11 protein-coding genes, 1 pseudogene and 1 other annotated feature are annotated in these 15,816 nt (G+C 65.9%); of the genes and pseudogenes, 5 read left to right on the top strand and 7 right to left on the bottom strand.

All coding sequences use genetic code 11. The features are described from left to right. Positions 1-162 precede the first annotated feature (162 nt). Positions 163-1,338, top strand: a complete 1,176-nt coding sequence (locus tag ABU113_RS09320) for an acyl-CoA dehydrogenase family protein (RefSeq protein WP_454559241.1) — start codon at positions 163-165, stop codon at positions 1,336-1,338. 11 nt (positions 1,339-1,349) lie between these two features. After that, the gene (locus ABU113_RS09315; RefSeq protein WP_454559240.1) at positions 1,350-1,760 is read left to right on the top strand and encodes a PaaI family thioesterase; all 411 of its coding nucleotides are present in this window, start codon (positions 1,350-1,352) and stop codon (positions 1,758-1,760) included. Here the strand turns inward: ABU113_RS09315 and ABU113_RS09310 are convergent. Continuing rightward, entirely contained in the window at positions 1,757-2,428 is a 672-nt protein-coding gene (locus tag ABU113_RS09310) for a TetR/AcrR family transcriptional regulator (RefSeq protein WP_454559239.1), read from the bottom strand. The two genes, ABU113_RS09315 and ABU113_RS09310, sit on opposite strands and share 4 nt — an antisense overlap. 140 nt (positions 2,429-2,568) lie before the next feature. Here ABU113_RS09310 and ABU113_RS09305 point away from each other — a divergent pair, with 140 nt between their 5' ends. Next, a complete protein-coding gene (locus tag ABU113_RS09305; RefSeq protein ID WP_454559238.1) occupies positions 2,569-4,098 on the top strand; it encodes a flavin-containing monooxygenase in 1,530 nt (509 codons plus the stop codon). A 65-nt stretch (positions 4,099-4,163) separates the two neighbouring features. Here the strand turns inward: ABU113_RS09305 and ABU113_RS09300 are convergent, their stop codons facing one another. From ABU113_RS09300 to ABU113_RS09280, 5 genes and pseudogenes are all read right to left on the bottom strand, one after another. Then, positions 4,164-5,009, bottom strand: coding sequence for a universal stress protein (locus ABU113_RS09300; protein ID WP_454559237.1), 846 nt, complete (start codon positions 5,007-5,009; stop codon positions 4,164-4,166). A 30-nt stretch (positions 5,010-5,039) separates the two neighbouring features. Beyond that, positions 5,040-6,525: pseudogene (locus ABU113_RS09295) on the bottom strand (SulP family inorganic anion transporter). Positions 6,526-6,605: 80 nt separating this feature from the next. Then, positions 6,606-6,658, bottom strand: a sequence feature (sul1 is cis-regulatory element that is thought to sense ions involved in sulfur or methionine metabolism; They are found in Alphaproteobacteria). Positions 6,659-6,849: 191 nt separating this feature from the next. Further along, positions 6,850-7,917 carry an ACR3 family arsenite efflux transporter gene (gene arsB, locus ABU113_RS09290; protein WP_454559236.1) on the bottom strand — a complete coding sequence of 356 codons (1,068 nt, stop codon included), beginning with the start codon at positions 7,915-7,917 and terminating at the stop codon, positions 6,850-6,852. 86 nt (positions 7,918-8,003) lie between these two features. Beyond that, complete coding sequence (locus ABU113_RS09285) at positions 8,004-8,525, bottom strand: arsenate reductase ArsC (RefSeq protein ID WP_454559235.1); 522 nt, start codon at positions 8,523-8,525, stop codon at positions 8,004-8,006. Positions 8,526-8,534: 9 nt separating this feature from the next. Then, complete coding sequence (locus ABU113_RS09280) at positions 8,535-8,903, bottom strand: ArsR/SmtB family transcription factor (protein WP_454559234.1); 369 nt, start codon at positions 8,901-8,903, stop codon at positions 8,535-8,537. Between the two features lie 121 nt (positions 8,904-9,024). Here ABU113_RS09280 and ABU113_RS09275 point away from each other — a divergent pair, with 121 nt between their 5' ends. Continuing rightward, on the top strand, positions 9,025-10,539 hold the full coding sequence (locus ABU113_RS09275; RefSeq protein ID WP_454559233.1) for an alkaline phosphatase: 1,515 nt from the start codon (positions 9,025-9,027) through the stop codon (positions 10,537-10,539). 409 nt (positions 10,540-10,948) lie between these two features. Here the strand turns inward: ABU113_RS09275 and ABU113_RS09270 are convergent, their stop codons facing one another. Beyond that, positions 10,949-13,732, bottom strand: a complete 2,784-nt coding sequence (locus ABU113_RS09270) for a TonB-dependent receptor (protein WP_454559232.1) — start codon at positions 13,730-13,732, stop codon at positions 10,949-10,951. 281 nt (positions 13,733-14,013) lie between these two features. Between ABU113_RS09270 and ABU113_RS09265 the strand changes: the two genes are divergently transcribed. Continuing rightward, complete coding sequence (locus ABU113_RS09265; protein WP_454559231.1) at positions 14,014-15,789, top strand: cache domain-containing protein; 1,776 nt, start codon at positions 14,014-14,016, stop codon at positions 15,787-15,789. Positions 15,790-15,816 lie beyond the last annotated feature (27 nt).

Below are 15,816 nucleotides of genomic sequence, written 5' to 3'. Positions count from 1 at the left end.
GGCATTTTTCGGGCCCGTTGCGAGTTGGATGTGAGCCCGCCAGCGCCTAGCCCGAGGAGGCATCGCGCCCATCAGACGCGCCGCGATAAGGCCGCGCCGTGCGGCACCGGCGGCGACCGACACCACAACCGCGAGAACCGATCAGCTTGGGGAACAGGGATCATGGACATGCAGACCGACATTCGTGACGAGGCCGAACACGTCGGCATGTTGCGCGACACGCTGCGCCGCTTCATCGACAAGGAAATGCCGCGCCCGCTGGTGCAGCAGTGGGACAAGCGCAACGAGTTCCCCCGCGACGTCCACGACAAGCTGGTGGCGCTGGGCCTGACCGGCCTCACCGTGCCCGAGGCCTATGGCGGCAGCGGCCGCGACATCACCGCGACCATCATGGTGATCGAGGAACTGTGCTCGCGCTCAATGGCCGTGGGCTGCGCCTATATTCAGGCCGCCTGCTATGCCGGTCTGAACCTGTGCGAGGTGGCAAGTGACGCCCAGAAAGCCGCCCTGCTGCCGCGCGTCGCCAGCGAGGGGCTAATGTTCGCCTACGGCTTCACCGAACCCGACGTCGGCGCCGATCTGGCCAGCGTCCGCACGACGGGCGAGCGTGACGGCGAGGCGCTGGTCATCAACGGCAACAAGCGGTTCTGCTCCGGTGCCGCCATATCCGAGTATATCTACGCGCTGGTGCGCACCGGGCCCGCCGATGAAAAATACAAGAACCTGTCGCTGGTGCTGATTCCGCCCACCGCGCCCGGCGTCACGCTGGAGGCGCAGGACACGCTGGGGCTGAAGGGCGGCGGCACCTATGATGTGAACTTCACCGATGTGCGTATTCCGCTGGACAATGTGGTGGGCGGCGCCGATGGCTGGAACGACGGCTGGACGCGCCTGGTCGGGCCGGGGCTCGACGTCGAGAAGCTAGAGGTCGCCGCCATGGCGCTGGGCATCGCGCGCGGCGCGGTGCAGGATGCCTGGGATTATGCCCAGCAGCGCGTCCAGTTCGGCAAGCCGATCTGCACCATCCAGTCGATCCGCCACATGCTGGCCGACGCACGTACCAAGTTCGAAGCCTGCCGGCTGATGACCTACAACGCCGCCCGGCTGATCGACGCCCGCCAGCCGGCGGCGGTGGAAACCTCGATGGCCAAGCTGTTCGTCTGCGAGACCGCCAAGGAGATCGTGCTGAGCTGCCAGCAGATCATGGGCGCCTATGGCTATGTCCGCGACTTCGACATGGAACGCTATGTCCGCGACATTCTGGTGATGCCGATCCTCGGCGGCTCGTCGGCGATCCAGCGCAACAACATCGCCAACCGGCTGCGGCTGCCGCGCTGACCGGCGGGCTCATGGGCGGCGTCGATGGCTTCAACGCCCTGCTCGGCCTGAACCTGGCCGGCGCGCAAGACGGCGCGTTCGTGGTGACGCTGGAGGCGGACGCCCGGCACCTGCACGAGCAGGGCACGGTTCACGGCGGCGTGCTGCTGGCACTGCTGGATACCGCCATGGCGCGCGCCGCCCGCGCCCACTGTCCGGCCGGCCACTACGCGCCGACGCTGGACCTGCAGGCGCACTTCCTCCGCCCGGCCAGTCCGGGGCGCCTGACCGCGCGGGCGCGCGTCCGCCACGCCGGACGGCGCCGGCTGCTGGTGGCGGCGGAGGTGCATGACCCGGCGGACCGGCTGATCGCCACGGCGACCGCGACGCTGATGCCGACGCCGCTGGCAAGCCAGTGCGGCGCCGATCACAGCAAGGGCTAGGCCGGATCGGCCACGTCGGCCAGCAGGCCGCCGGTGGCGAACGCCGCCAGCTCGTCGATCATGGCCAGATCGCCGCGGCCGCCGCGCACGTCGCCCAGCGCGGTGCGCTGCAGGGCGGTGAGGCCGGAGACGCCATGCACCAGCGTCACCACCGCCATCATGAAGCGCAACCGCAACCGGGTCACCGGCACGGCCGGGCACAGCGTCGTCAGCCGGTCGGCCACCCGTTGCAGCCGGGCCTCGAAATGGACGCGCCACAGCGCCTGGATTTCGGGATCCTGGTCCATCATCAGCCGTTCGAGAAAACGCAACGCCTTCAGCCCCCACGGATGGTTGTCGCGCAGCTCCAGCTGCGACAGCGCCATCGCCCGCATGATCTCGATCACACTGGCCTGCTGCTCGGGCGGCACCGACTCGCCCCACTGCGTGGTGATGAAGTCGAGAATCGCGCTGACCAGCTGCACCCGGCCGCCGAAATGATAATGCACCGCCCCGGAATTGCGGCAATCCGCCAGTTCGTTGATGCCGCGCAGCGAGGCGCCCTCGACACCGCGCTCGCCGAACAGCTCCATCGCCGCCAGGATCAGCCGCGTGCGGGTATCCGCCGCCGGTGTTTGTATCCTGCCCGCATCCGCGCCGCGCGCCAACGGCGTGTCCGCCTCGGCCATGCCGCCGCTCCTTCCGGTTCGTTAAATCACTTGATTTCCCTACCACCCGCCCCTAGCCTAAATCAACCGATTTAAGACAGGCCAGCCGCACGCCGGGCAACCGGACGGCCATCAAGGCCGCATACCGGGGGGAGACAGACATGGACGCACAAGCCTCATGGACGGGCGGCACGGGTCGCGGCGGCGGCACGCGGCCGGACATCGACGTCGCCATCATCGGCACCGGCTTTTCCGGCCTCGGCATCGCGATCGCGCTGAAAAAGGCCGGCCGCCACGACTTCCGCATTTTCGAGAAGGCCGACGAGGTGGGCGGCACCTGGCGCGACAACCACTATCCGGGCTGCGCCTGCGACGTGCCCTCGCACCTCTATTCCTTCTCCTTCGAGCCCAACCCGGACTGGTCGCGGATGTATTCGCCGCAGCCGGAAATCTGGCGCTACCTGCGTCACTGCGCCGACAAATACGCGCTGCGGCCGCACATCCGCTTCGGCTGCGAGATTCTGCGCGCCGTGTTCGACGAGGCCCGCGCGCTATGGGTGCTGACCGACCGCACGGGCGCGCAGACCACCGCCCGCGTCGTCGTCTCCGGCATGGGCGGGCTCAGCCGGCCGGCCTATCCGTCGCTGCCGGGGCTGGAGGGGTTCCAGGGCACCAGCTTCCACTCCGCCGACTGGAACCACGACTATGATCTGGCCGGCAAGCGGGTGGCGGTCATCGGCACCGGCGCCAGCGCCATCCAGTTCGTGCCGGCGATCGCGCCGCACGTCGGCCAGCTGACGCTGTTCCAGCGCACGCCGCCGTGGGTGCTGCCCAAGGCCGACCGGCCGGTGCGGCGCTGGGAAATGGCGCTGATGCGCGCCCTGCCGCCGCTGCAATACCTCTGGCGCGGCGCCATCTACTGCATGATGGAAAGCCGGGCCTACGCCTTCACCCGCAACGTCAAGCTGATGGCCCGCGTCGCCGAGATGGCGACCCGGCATCTGGAACAGGCGATCCCCGACCCGGTGCTGCGGGCCAGGCTGACGCCCGACTATACGCCGGGCTGCAAGCGGCTGCTGATCTCCAACGACTATTACCCGGCGCTCAACCGGCCCAACGTCCATGTCGAGACCGCCGGCATCGAGACAGTAACGGCCACCGGCATCCGCACCCGCGACGGCGTCGAGCACCCGGTGGACGCCATCATCTTCGGCACCGGCTTCAAGGCCACCGACGTGCTGAGCCCCACCGAGATCGTCGGCCGGGGCGGCCGGTCGCTCAACGCCGAGTGGGATCGCGGCGCGGCGGCCTATCTCGGCACCGTGGTCGCCGGCTACCCCAACATGTTCTTCCTGATGGGGCCGAACACCGGGCTGGGCCACAACTCGATGGTCTACATGATCGAGTCGCAGATCCGCTACGTGATGGACGCGCTGCGCCAGCTGGACCGGCGGCGCTGGCGGGCGCTCGACGTGGCGCCGGCCGTGCAGGCGGCCTACAACGACGCGCTGCAGGGGGAGATCGCCCACACCGTTTGGCAGTCCGGCTGCAAGAGCTGGTACCTCACCGAGGATGGCCGCAACCCGACGGTGTGGCCGGGCTTCACCTTCAGCTTCCGTCGGCGCACCCGCCGGGTCGACCTCAACGACTTTGACCACGTGAGTTCAAACCCCACAGTGGCGGGAAGCTGACACGACGATTCCCGGAACGGCGCGTCCGGTCACGACCGGAGAACCGCAACATCCCGCGCCGCGGATCACCGGAATAACAACACCGGGCTGCGGCAGGCGCGGATCATCTCCGTGGTGGTACTGCCGACCAGAAGAGCGCGCAGAGGGGAATGTCCATAAGCCCCCATCACCAGCAGGCTGTGCGGCCGGGCGTGAAGATAGGCGTGAATGGTCTCGGCCGGCTCTCCGGACACGAACGTGATCTTCACGTCGCGATGCTCCCGCAGCGCCTGACGCGCCCAGGCCAGATAATCATCATTGCACCGGCTGCCGGACATCACCACGTGGATGCCCAGACCCGCGCACAGCGGCGAGCTGGCGACAAACGCCACCGACTTGCGCGCGCTCGGGCCGCCATCGAAGGCTATCACCACCTGCGCCGGCTCCACGAAGGTGCGGGAGGCCACCAGCACTGGCCGGACACTCTGGCGGACTACCCGCTCCACCTTGCTGCCCAGATGCCCCTGCGCGAAATCGGCGGAAGCGCCACGCTTGCCGATCACCACCAGCGCGGCATCGCCCTCACGCTCGATCACCGTCTCGACAATGCCGCCATGACGGTGGGTGGTCATGATGTCCGCGACACCCGCGGCCATCAGACGATCCCCGGCCGCGGCCAGCAGTGCACGCCCGCGCTCCTGGGCCAGGCGCCCCTCGGCTTCATCGATACGCGCCAGCTCCTCAAGGAGCGCCGACTTGGCGCCGAGCCCCACCGCACCCGAGAGGTCGTTGCGCGCGGCGGCGGCGTCCTTGCGCTGAATGACGTGGAGCACCTCGACCGCGGCGGCGAGCCGACGGGCAGCCCACGCCGCATGGTCGACCACACTGGTGGCATAGACCGAGGCATCAATGCAGGCCAGCAATCGCGTCATGATCTTCTCCCCCGCCCCGGGCGTGACATTTCAGTGCGAGACGGACTGCCCATCCGCACCCGGTTTGTGAAAAACACCAAACCGGTCGACCAAGGTGGCGCTGGCCTCATTGAGGCCAAGCAGCGCCACCTCGGTGCCCTCGCGGCGAAACTTGAGCATGACCTTATCAAGCGCGCCAACAGCGGAAATATCCCAAAAATGTGCATCCCGCACGTCGATCACCACCTTCTCGATCACCTCGCGGAAATCGAAGGCCGCATGAAACTGGTCCGACGAGGCGAAGAATATCTCGCCGGTCATGCGATAGGTGCGGCACCGCCCGTCGTCCGACAGGCTGCTGACGACAGCGAACAGACGACTGACCTTGCTGGCAAAGAAAATTCCCGAGAGCAGCACGCCGACGAGAACGCCCTTGGCCAGATCGTGCGTCCAGACCACCGTGACGACGGTGGCCACCATGACCACGCTGCTGTGCCAGGGATGTACCCGCAGGTTCCTGATCGAACTCCAGCTGAAGGTGCCGATCGAAACCATGATCATCACCGCCACCAGCGCCGGCATGGGAATTTTCGCCACCAGCGGGCCGAGCACGACGATGAGGAACAGCAGGAAAATACCGGCCACGAAGGTCGACAGTCGTGTCAGGCCGCCCGACTTCACATTGATGACCGATTGCCCGATCATGGCGCATCCCCCCATGCCGCCCATGAACCCCGTCAGCAGATTGGCGATCCCTTGGCCCTTGACCTCACGCTCCTTGTCGGAGGGCGTGTCGGTCAGCTCATCGACGATCTGGGCGGTGAGCAGCGATTCCAGCAGACCGACCGCCGCCATTGTCAAGGAATAGGGCAGGATGATCTGCAGCGTCTCAAACGTCAGCGGCACGTGCGGCAGTGCGAACACCGGCAATGTGGCGGGCAGCTCGCCCATGTCGCCGACCCGGTTCACGTCGAGGTCGAGATAGATGGCGAGCACGGTGAGCACCACGATCGCCACCAGCGGCGAGGGCACCGCCCGCGTCAGACGCGGAAACAGGTAGATGATGGCAAGCGCGCCGGCGACCATCAGATATGTCACGGGCGTCACGCCAACCAGCTGCGGCAGCTGGGCAAGGAAAATCAGGATCGCAAGGGCGTTGACGAATCCCGTGACCACAGAACGCGAGACGAACTTCATCAGCAGATCGAGCCGGAGGAAACCGCCGGCAATCTGGATCACACCCATCAGCACCGTCGCCGCGAACAGATACTCGATGCCATGATCGCGCACCAATGGCACCACCAGCACGGCCACGGCGGCGGTCGCAGCGGAAATCATGCCCGGACGCCCCCCCCACCAGCGCGATGATGACAGTGATCGAGAAAGACGCGTAGAGCCCGACCTTGGGATCGACACCGGCGATGATGGAGAAGCCGATCGCTTCGGGTATCAGGGCCAGCGCAACGACCAGGCCGGCGAGAATGTCATTGCGGGGATTGCTCAGCCATTCGCGCTGAAGCGTGTTCATTGCGGTCATGAGGGCGATCGAACCTGAATTTCAGACACACTTTCGCGCCAGCCACGGATACAGCCGTCTGGAGTAGGCGGTTTGAAAGAAGTTATCCGGGGGATAGGCGCCCGGCCGAGCCACCCGGCAAGCCGAGTCCGACGAATGTCGCCTGTTAGGCCAGCGTGGTGGTGAAATCAAGCGGATGAACCACGGCGCGCCCGGCGGATACGATGACAGCAGCGACGACAGGGATCAGTCGGCGGCCAGGGTCATCCGCCATCGCCCCAGCCGGATGTCACGACATGACGCCCGAGTGGTCTCTTTTGCCGGGGCATCAGGACCGGATGACCGTCAGGCCGGAAAGCGCGAGCGCGTGCGATTGGCATAGGCGACCAGCGACAGCATGACCGGCACCTCCACCAGCACGCCGACCACGGTCGCCAGCGCGGCGCCGCTGGAAAGCCCGAACAGGCCGATCGCCACCGCCACCGCCAGTTCGAAGAAGTTGGAGGTGCCAATCATGGCACAGGGAGCGGCAATGCTGTGCGGCACCCGCCAGGCCCAGGCCGCTGCATAGGCGAGCGCGAAAATACCATAGGACTGGATGACGATGGGGATGGCGATCAGCAGGATCAGCAGTGGCTGGGACAGGATGGTGCCGGCCTGGAACGCGAACAGCAGCACCACCGTCGCTAGCAGGCCAATGACGGCATATGGCTTGAGTCGGGCCGTGAACGCCTCGACCGCCGCGCCGTTCGCGCCGTGCGCCCGGACCACCCGGCGACGGGTGAAGGCGCCGGCCGCCAGCGGAATCACGACATACAGCACCACCGACAGCAGCAACGTCTCCCACGGCACATCGATCCTGGTGACACCCAGGAGCAGGGCGACAATCGGCGCGAAGGCAACGATCATCACCAGATCATTCACCGACACCTGGACAAGCGTGTAAGCGGGGTCGCCCTTCGTCATCTGGGACCATACGAACACCATGGCCGTGCATGGCGCCGCGCCGAGCAGAATGAGCCCGGCGACATATTGCCGGGCATCGTCGGCCGACATCAGGCCGGCATAGAGGTGATTGAAGAACAGGACCGCAATGGCGGCCATGGTGAAGGGTTTGATGAGCCAGTTCACCACCAGCGTGATGATCAGGCCGCGTGGCCGGCGACCGATGTCACGGACGCTGGCGAAATCGACGCCCACCATCATCGGATAGATCATCGCCCAGATCAGAACCGCCACCACCAGGTTGACGGAGGCAATCTCCAGCCGCGCCAGCCCGGCGATCAGGTCCGGCGCCAGGTTGCCCAGACCGATACCAGCCGCGATCGCCAGCGCCACCCAGAGCGAGAGCCAGCGTTCAAATACTCCCAGCGGCGAGGCTCCGGCCTCATCATGCTCCGGCGTATCGGTCATACATCCTCTTTCGGCAGCAAACGCCGACGGCGCGTCGACATGGTAGCGGCAGTCTCCGGGAGTCCACCATCGTGCGCGGGCACGCCTCAGTGATCGCCCGTCGCCACACCCGTGGCCCCTTCCGTGCGGCCGATCTCGCTGATCCGGCGCTCGGTCGCCATGCGATCGATGCTGTCCAGCGGCAGATTGAGGAAGAGATTGATACGGTTGCGCAGGTAGCGCAGGGCCGTGAGAAACGCCTGCCGCTGACCATCGCCCTCTACCGCCGCCGGATCCTCAATACCCCAGTGGGCAGTCATCGGATGGCCCGGCCATACCGGGCAGGTCTCACCCGCCGCATTGTCGCAGACCGTGAAAATGAAATCGAACACCGGCGCGTCGGGACCGGCAACCGCGTCCCAGCTTTTGGATCGCAGACCATCAACCGGCAGGCCCGCTTCCCGCAACACATCCAGTGCCATCGGGTGGACCTGACCCTTGGGCTGGCTGCCGGCGCTCCATGCCCGGAACCGACCGGCGCCCATGCTGTTCAGCAACGCCTCCCCCAGGATCGAGCGGGCGCTGTTGCCGGTACACAGAAACAGGACGTTATAGATCTTCTCGGTCATGAAAGGTCCTCACACGGCAGTGGCACAGACAAGGGCGCCGGTCAGATCGACGCAGAGTTCCGGGGCGCCCTGGCAGCAATCCTGCACCAGGAACGCCAGCAGGCGCCGCATGGCGGCAAAGTCGGCGCGATAGCGGATCAACCGGCCTTCGCGCTGGGAGGCGGCAAGTCCGGCCCGCTCCAGCGTCGCCAGATGGTGGGACATCGTGGAGGCCGCCACGCCAGCGTGATCGGCGATCTCACCCGCCACCATGCCGTTGGGCCCGGCGCGCACCAGCAGACGGAAGACAGCCAGCCGGGTTTCATGGGCGAGGGCGCCCAGCGCCTCGACGGCCCAGCGGGTCGAGCCGGATTCGTTGATGGCTGAAATAGTTTCCATAATTCGCGAAATATCAAAATATCAGCCATTGTCAATCCCGTCGACGGACGCCACAACGGCCATTGTCATGGAACGGATACATATCCGCTGCATGGGGATGATGGATGAAAGGAAGATGCCCATGTCGAAACGCCGTCTCGCCGTCAGTGCCTGGTCACTCCCGCTAGCCTGTCTGCTCGCCCTCTCTTCCGGGGCTGACGCTCAGACCGACAGGAGCAGCGAAGGCTATCGCCAGCAGGGTGAAGCGGCGCTGACGCGGCTGAAGAACAGCACGCCGCGTCCGGCCAGGGCGCGCAATGTCATCATCTTCATCGGCGACGGCATGGGCGTCTCCACCCTGACCGCAGGACGCATCTTTGCCGGACAGTCTCTTGGCCGCGACGGTGAATCCTACGAAACCGCCATGGACAGCCTGGACCATGCCGCACTGGTCAAGACCTATTCCCACGACGCCCAGGTGGCCGACTCGGCGTCGACCGCGACCGCGATCATGACCGGTGTGAAAACCCGCAGCCGCACCCTTGGCGTCGGACCGGAAGCCGCTTTCGAGGATTGCCCGGCCGCGCTCGCGCATCCCCTGCCGTCGCTGTTCGACATCGCCCAGCAGCGACGGCGGGCGACCGGTGTCGTCACCACCACGCGGATTACTCATGCCACCCCGGCGGCAACCTATGCCCACACACCCCAGCGCGACTGGGAGTCCGACACGGACATGCCGGAGGCCGCCCGACGCGAGGGCTGCCTCGATATCGCCCGGCAGCTGGTGGAAGGCCCTGTCGGCGCCCGCCTGGATGTGATCCTGGGCGGCGGCCGCGCGGCGTTCCTGCCCCGAACCCGGAAAGACCCCGAATATGCCGACAAGACCGGCGGCCGCAGCGACGGTCGCGACCTGGTCCAGGTCTGGCAGCGCGCCAATCCGAAGGCCGCGTTTGTCTGGAAGCGCGATCAGTTCGCCGCCGTCGACCCCGACCGCCATACCCGCCTGCTCGGCCTGTTCGAACCCAGTCACATGCAATACGAGGCGGACCGAGCCCGCGACGGTGCCGGTGAGCCCTCACTGGCGGAGATGGTTGAGACAGCAATCCGCATGCTGTCCCGCAACCCGCAGGGTTATGTACTGATGGTGGAAGGCGGCCGCATCGACCACGCGCATCACGCCGGAAACGCCCACCGCGCCCTTGCCGACACCAAGGCGCTCGATGAAGCGGTGGCGACCGCGCTGCGCCTGGTCGACCTCGACGACACGCTGATCATCACCACCGCCGATCACAGCCATACACTGTCGATCAGCGGTTATCCCGGGCGCGGCAACCCCATTCTCGGCACGGTGGCGCACACGCCAGGCACGCCTGTCCTCGCCAAGGACAAGAAGGCCTACACCACGCTGTCCTACGCCAACGGCCCCGGCGCCGTCAGTGCCTCCGAGCGGCCGGACCCGGCAACCACCGACACCGGGGCGGTCGATTACCGGCAGCAGTCGCTGATTCCGCTGTCGTCCGAGACCCACGGCGGCGAGGACGTGGTGGTCCGGGCATCCGGCGCCGGCGCCCAGCTGTTCCGCGGCACCATCGAGCAGCACACCATTTTCTATATCGTGCGTGAGGCGCTGTTCGGCGCGAGCGACAACCACCAGTAACCACGCCATCAGCAACCTGGCCCTGCCGCGCGACCACGACGACGGCCACGCCGGACTTCCGCATGCCGGCCGCCGCCGATGGTGGTCGGCCTCGGCTCGCAGCGTGCGTCTCGCTGGTGAGTGCTCACCGGCGGGGCGCCAGGATGGTCATCTCCAGATGACGCCCTTGCGAAGAAAGGGCGGCGAGGCACCCGCAAGGGCCACCACCTCGCGACCACGTCGCACCGCGATGCGGCGGACGCCGCGACCCTGAAAAGCACGTTGCCGTCTTGCGCCGCCAGGCCAACACGGACCGGGGGCAACACGGCGACGCGAGTAACAGCTGCGGGTCGGGCGGCGTTTTCCGACGGGCTGAACGTTCGGGATCGAGGCGATGACGCCACCATCCCGAACGTCAGCCAATCAGGCACTAGAAGGTGACGCGGGCACCCACCTTCACTGTCGGGCCATATTTTTCATACTGCAGCAACCGCTGCCGGCCGTTGTAATTCTGGTAGGCGAAGTACTTCGCGTTGTTGACGTTCACCCACTCGGCATAGAGGCGGATGGCGTCGGTCAGCTTGTACTTCGCCGAGATGTCGATCTGGAAGTGGTTGTCGACCCAGCGATCCTCGTCGGCGGAACCACCGATCTCATCGAGATACTTGTCGCGATACGTACCGGCGACACGCAGGTCGATCGGCCCCTTTTCGTACCCCAGCACCAGGTTGAAGGTGTTGCGCGAGTTGGACGGCAGCGAGATGGAGCGACCGTCGAACAGCGTACCCTTCGACCAGGTGTAGGTGTAGTTCGCCTGCATCAGCAGACCGTCGAACGGCGCCGGCAGCATGGTGAAGACCTGGCTGTAGCTGGCCTCGATACCCGCCACTTCGGCCTTGTCGCCGTTGAGCGGAATGATCGCCTCGGCGAAGGTCGTGCCACGATAGACACCGTTGTAGGGGGCATCGTCAGCCTCGAAGAAGCCGTCGATGATGAAGTTGTCGATGGACTTGTAGAAGCCGCCGAACGTCACCGCGGCGTTAGGCGCGAAGTAATATTCAACCCCGGCATCAAGGTTCCACGCGATGTACGGCTTCAGGTCGGGATTGCCGAACTCCGCTTCCTCATCCTCGTTGATGGTGAAACGCGGCGCCATCTTCGAGAGCTTCGGCCGCATCAGGCTCTTGTAGCCGGCCGCCCGCAACACCAGCTCGCGCTGCGGCTGGTAGCGCACGGTCAGGCTTGGCAGCCAGTCGGTGTAGCTGCGGTCAGAGCTGACCGGCGTCACGAACACATCGTCGCCATCGTCAGCAACGAGGTTGCCGCTCATCTCGTTCTTGGTGTGCTCGACGCGCAGACCGCCGATGACGCGCAGCGTATCGCTGTCCCAGCGACCCAGCAGGTAACCGGCGGCGACATCTTCCTTCACCGCGTAGTCGGTGCTGCTGGAATTGAGATCGATCTCATACTGGTCGGTCTCGAAGCCGCCCCGGTTGGCCAGCAGGAACTCCGCCGCGCCGGTCTTGCTGGCAACCGGGCCCATGTCGAGCAGGCGATAGGTCTGCTTGCCGAGCACATCGGCGAGAGTGTAATCGCCATCATAGTCGCCGTAATAGATCATGTTGAAGTCGTATGACTTCTTGCGCCAGCGCGCCTTGGCACCAGCCTGGACCGTGAAGTCGCCGCCCTCCATGGCGAACTTGCGCGCCAGATCGGCCTTCAGGGCCCATTCCCGGTCCTGACTGTCCGACAGCGTCGTCAGTTCGGTGCGGTTGAAGCCATAGTTGGTGGGATCATTGACCTCGTCGGCGCCGCTCAGGATGGTGTAGGTCGGCACCCGGGCATTGCTGTAGTCCCACGCGATGTCCACGCCGTCCTCGTCGAAGCGGGCACGGAACCGGGTCGGATCGATGGAGAAGTCCTCCTTCTCCGTCGACTTGGCGTAGCTGGCGAACCAGTCGAACTTCCAGGTGCCGGTGTCGGTGTTGCTGCCCAGCACCACGGACTGGATGCGCTGGCGCTCGAAGCGGTCCTTGATGTCACGGCGGACCTCGATACGATCATCCGCGTCACTGAAGACCGCGCCATCGGCATCCCCCTCGGCGGGTTCGCCATCGAAGATGAAGGTGGTGCGACGACGATATTCCTGATCGTCGAACTGGCTCCAGTTGCCGCGGATGTAGGCGGTCGTGGTGTCAGACGCACGCCAGTCGAACGACAGCGCGGCGCTGAAGCGCTCGCGTGTCACGTCGTAATCGCGATATTCAACCTCTTCGTTGTAATCGACGCCATCCTCACTGGTAGACCAGGTGGTCGCCTCGACATTATCGGTCTCGAATTTGCGCTTGTAATAGCTGATGCCGCCGGCAACACCGAAATCCTCGCCCAGCCGGGTCGAGAAGTCGAAGCTACCCTTGGGTGTCACCGTGCCAGCGTAATCGTTGTAGCTGCCTTCGGCGCGCACCGCATAATAGTCCTTCTTGCGATCGAAAGCGCTGGTGGTGTTGATCTCGATGGACGCGCCGATGGTATCGCCGTCCATATCCGGGGTCAGCGACTTCTTGACCTCGATCGACTCAATGACATCGGACGAAATAACGTCCAGCGCCACCGACCGCACATCGGACTCCGGTGCCGGCAGGCGCACGCCGTTGAGCGAGCTGGAGTTGAGCTCTGGGTCAAGCCCCCGCACCGAGACGAAGCGACCCTCGCCCTGATCGTTCAGGATGTTGACACCCGTCAGGCGACGCAGCGATTCCGCCACGTTCTGATCGGGAAACTGGCCGATGGCGTCGCGGGTCAGCACACTCGTCACACCGTCGGCCGCCTTCTGGCGCGACAGCGCGCTGGCCTGGCTGGCCGCCTGACCGATGACCAGAATATCGGTGGCACCCACACCGGTGAGCGCGAAGTCACCGGTCGCACGGCCGGTGGCAGGCACCGCGATGGTCCTCGTCATCGTCGTGGCACCGATATAGCGCACTTCCACCGTGTAGTTTCCGGCAGGCACATCAGCGAAAATGTAAACGCCATCACGGTCCGTGGTGGCCGCGCGGCCGAGCTCAACCAAGCGCACGCTGGCGGCCTGCAAGGCACGCGTGCCCGAGGCGTCGACAACGGTCCCAACGAGATCGCCGGCCTGGGCAATCGAGGCAAGAGAGACCGAAGCCAACAATCCGGCAACGATCTGGAGCTGCGATGAACGGAAAATCACGGTGTCAAACCCCCTGAATCTGGTGTCGGGGGTCGTTTGACGACAACAAGTGTCACCTTCGGGTCAGATTGATGTCACTTTGATTACATGACCGGTGGCGCGGGATATTCCCTGAACGGCGTGGCAAGGACGCCACGATGCTGGTGACCGGCGCGCCACGAGCGGCCGAACCATATTTTCTCCACCAGCCCGGCGCCGGCGGGGGATACTTCAGCTAAACCGAATATTCACACCCTTACATGAATGCTAGCAGCAACAATCATGAAACTCCGCAGGTATGTATGAAAATACAACATCTTAGCGTCCGCCTTCGCGCTTTCCTGTTGATTCCGCTGGTCGCCGCAGGCCTGGTGCTGGGCGTTGTCACCGCTGTCAACCTGGGCCATGAGCGCCTGACCGAGCAGCGCGAAACCGAACTCGCCAGTCTGCTGGATGTCGCGACATCGATGGTGGCGGGGTATCAGCGAGCCGTCGATGACGGCCGGATGACCAGAGCCGAGGCACAAGCCGACGCGATCGCCCGGCTGAAGACGGTGCGCTATCGCGGCAGCGAGTATCTGTTCATCATCGACAACGACGTACGCATGGTGATGCACCCCAACAGGCCGGAACTCGACGGTACCAGCGTGCGCGACATGAAGGATCCCAACGGTGTCGCCCTGTTCGTCGAGATGGTCGACATCGTCAGGAAAAGCGGCTCGGGCATCGTGCATTATGCATGGCCGCGCACCGGCAGCAGCGAGCCGGTGGACAAGATGAGCATGGTCAAGGCCGTGCCCGGCTGGGGGTGGATCATTGGCACCGGCGTCTATGTCGACGACCTCGCCGCCCAGTATCGCCAGGCGCTGACCCAGACCCTGCTGCTGGCGGCCGCCTTCGTTGCCGCCCTGTCGGCGGTGATCTGGCTGGTGGTGCGCAGCATCGTGCGTCCGCTCACCTCCATCAAGACGTCCATCGTCGGCCTGTCCCGGGGCGATCTCGCCGTCGACGTGCCTGCCGCCCGCCGCCATGACGAGCTGGGCGACCTCGGCCGCGCCGCCCTGGTGCTGCGGGACAACCTGCAGGCCGCCGAGGCGTTGCGCGCCGAGAACGAGGCCGCCCGGCAGCAGAACGAGCGGCGCGAGCGCGAGCACGCCGAGCAGCAGCGCCGCCAGGAGGAAGCCGCCCGGGAGCGTGAGGCGCAGATGCGTCAGGCCGCCGAGGCCGAGCGGCGGGCACAGATGCATGCGCTGGCCAACCAGTTCGAGGCCGCGGTGGGCGCGATGGTGACGACGGTCCAGCAGTCAGCGCAGGAGATGCTGGGCCTGGCGACGACACTGGGCGACAACGTGCACGAAAGCAGCCGCCGCACCGCCACCGTCGCCAGCGCATCGGAGGAGGCCGCCGCCAGTGTCCAGAGCGTCGCCACGGCGGCGGAGGAACTGGAAGCCTCGATCCGCGAGATCAGCCGCCAGATGCAGGTATCCGCCACTGCCGCCGGCGAGGCGGTGGCCCAGGCCGAGCACAGCAATCAGGAGGTCGAGGCGCTGTCGAACGTCGCCGGCCGCATCGACGAAATCGTCGGCATGATCCAGGCGATCGCCGAGCAGACCAACCTGCTGGCGCTCAACGCCACCATCGAGGCGGCCCGCGCGGGCGAAGCTGGCAAGGGCTTCGCGGTCGTCGCCTCGGAAGTGAAGAGCCTTGCCACCCAGACCGCCAACGCGACGGTCGAGATCACCGGTCAGGTGGAGGCCATCAAGGCGCGCGTCGGCAGCTCGATCGCCTCGATCCAGGCCATCGCCGGCACCATCGCCCAGTTCGACAAGATCACCACCACCGTCGCGGCGGCGGTGGAGCAGCAGGGCGCGGCGACGGCGGAAATCGCCTCCAGCGCGCAGCAGGTGTCGGCCGGCACCACGCTGGTGTCGAGCAATATCGTTGGCGTCAACGAGATCGTCGAGACCAGCCGCACGGTCGCCGAAACGGTGCGCAGCTCCGCCGCCAGCGTCATGCAGCGCGCCGACGATCTGCAAAGCGCGGTCTCCGCCTTCATCGCCGAGGTGCGCGCTGCCTGACGCGGCGGCCTGAACGGCAAACGGGCG

This window comes from Parapedomonas caeni, assembly GCF_041060555.1.
Taxonomy (GTDB): Bacteria; Pseudomonadota; Alphaproteobacteria; order Sphingomonadales; family Sphingomonadaceae; genus CAUJIW01.
The sequence above is the reverse complement of the archived record's forward strand: the minus strand, read 5'-3'. Positions and strand labels throughout refer to the sequence as shown.

Bases quoted from the DNA above. Each gene is read 5' to 3' on its own strand.
- ABU113_RS09275 (WP_454559233.1), top strand. From the start codon at position 9,025: ATGTCGAAACGCCGTCTCGCCGTCAGTGCCTGGTCACTCCCGCTAGCC.
- ABU113_RS09305 (WP_454559238.1), top strand. From the start codon at position 2,569: ATGGACGCACAAGCCTCATGGACGGGCGGCACGGGTCGCGGCGGCGGC.
- ABU113_RS09315 (WP_454559240.1), top strand. From the start codon at position 1,350: ATGGGCGGCGTCGATGGCTTCAACGCCCTGCTCGGCCTGAACCTGGCC.
- ABU113_RS09310 (WP_454559239.1), bottom strand. From the start codon at position 2,428: ATGGCCGAGGCGGACACGCCGTTGGCGCGCGGCGCGGATGCGGGCAGG.
- ABU113_RS09320 (WP_454559241.1), top strand. From the start codon at position 163: ATGGACATGCAGACCGACATTCGTGACGAGGCCGAACACGTCGGCATG.
- ABU113_RS09265 (WP_454559231.1), top strand. From the start codon at position 14,014: ATGAAAATACAACATCTTAGCGTCCGCCTTCGCGCTTTCCTGTTGATT.
- ABU113_RS09300 (WP_454559237.1), bottom strand. From the start codon at position 5,009: ATGACGCGATTGCTGGCCTGCATTGATGCCTCGGTCTATGCCACCAGT.
- ABU113_RS09280 (WP_454559234.1), bottom strand. From the start codon at position 8,903: ATGGAAACTATTTCAGCCATCAACGAATCCGGCTCGACCCGCTGGGCC.
- arsB (WP_454559236.1), bottom strand. From the start codon at position 7,917: ATGACCGATACGCCGGAGCATGATGAGGCCGGAGCCTCGCCGCTGGGA.
- ABU113_RS09285 (WP_454559235.1), bottom strand. From the start codon at position 8,525: ATGACCGAGAAGATCTATAACGTCCTGTTTCTGTGTACCGGCAACAGC.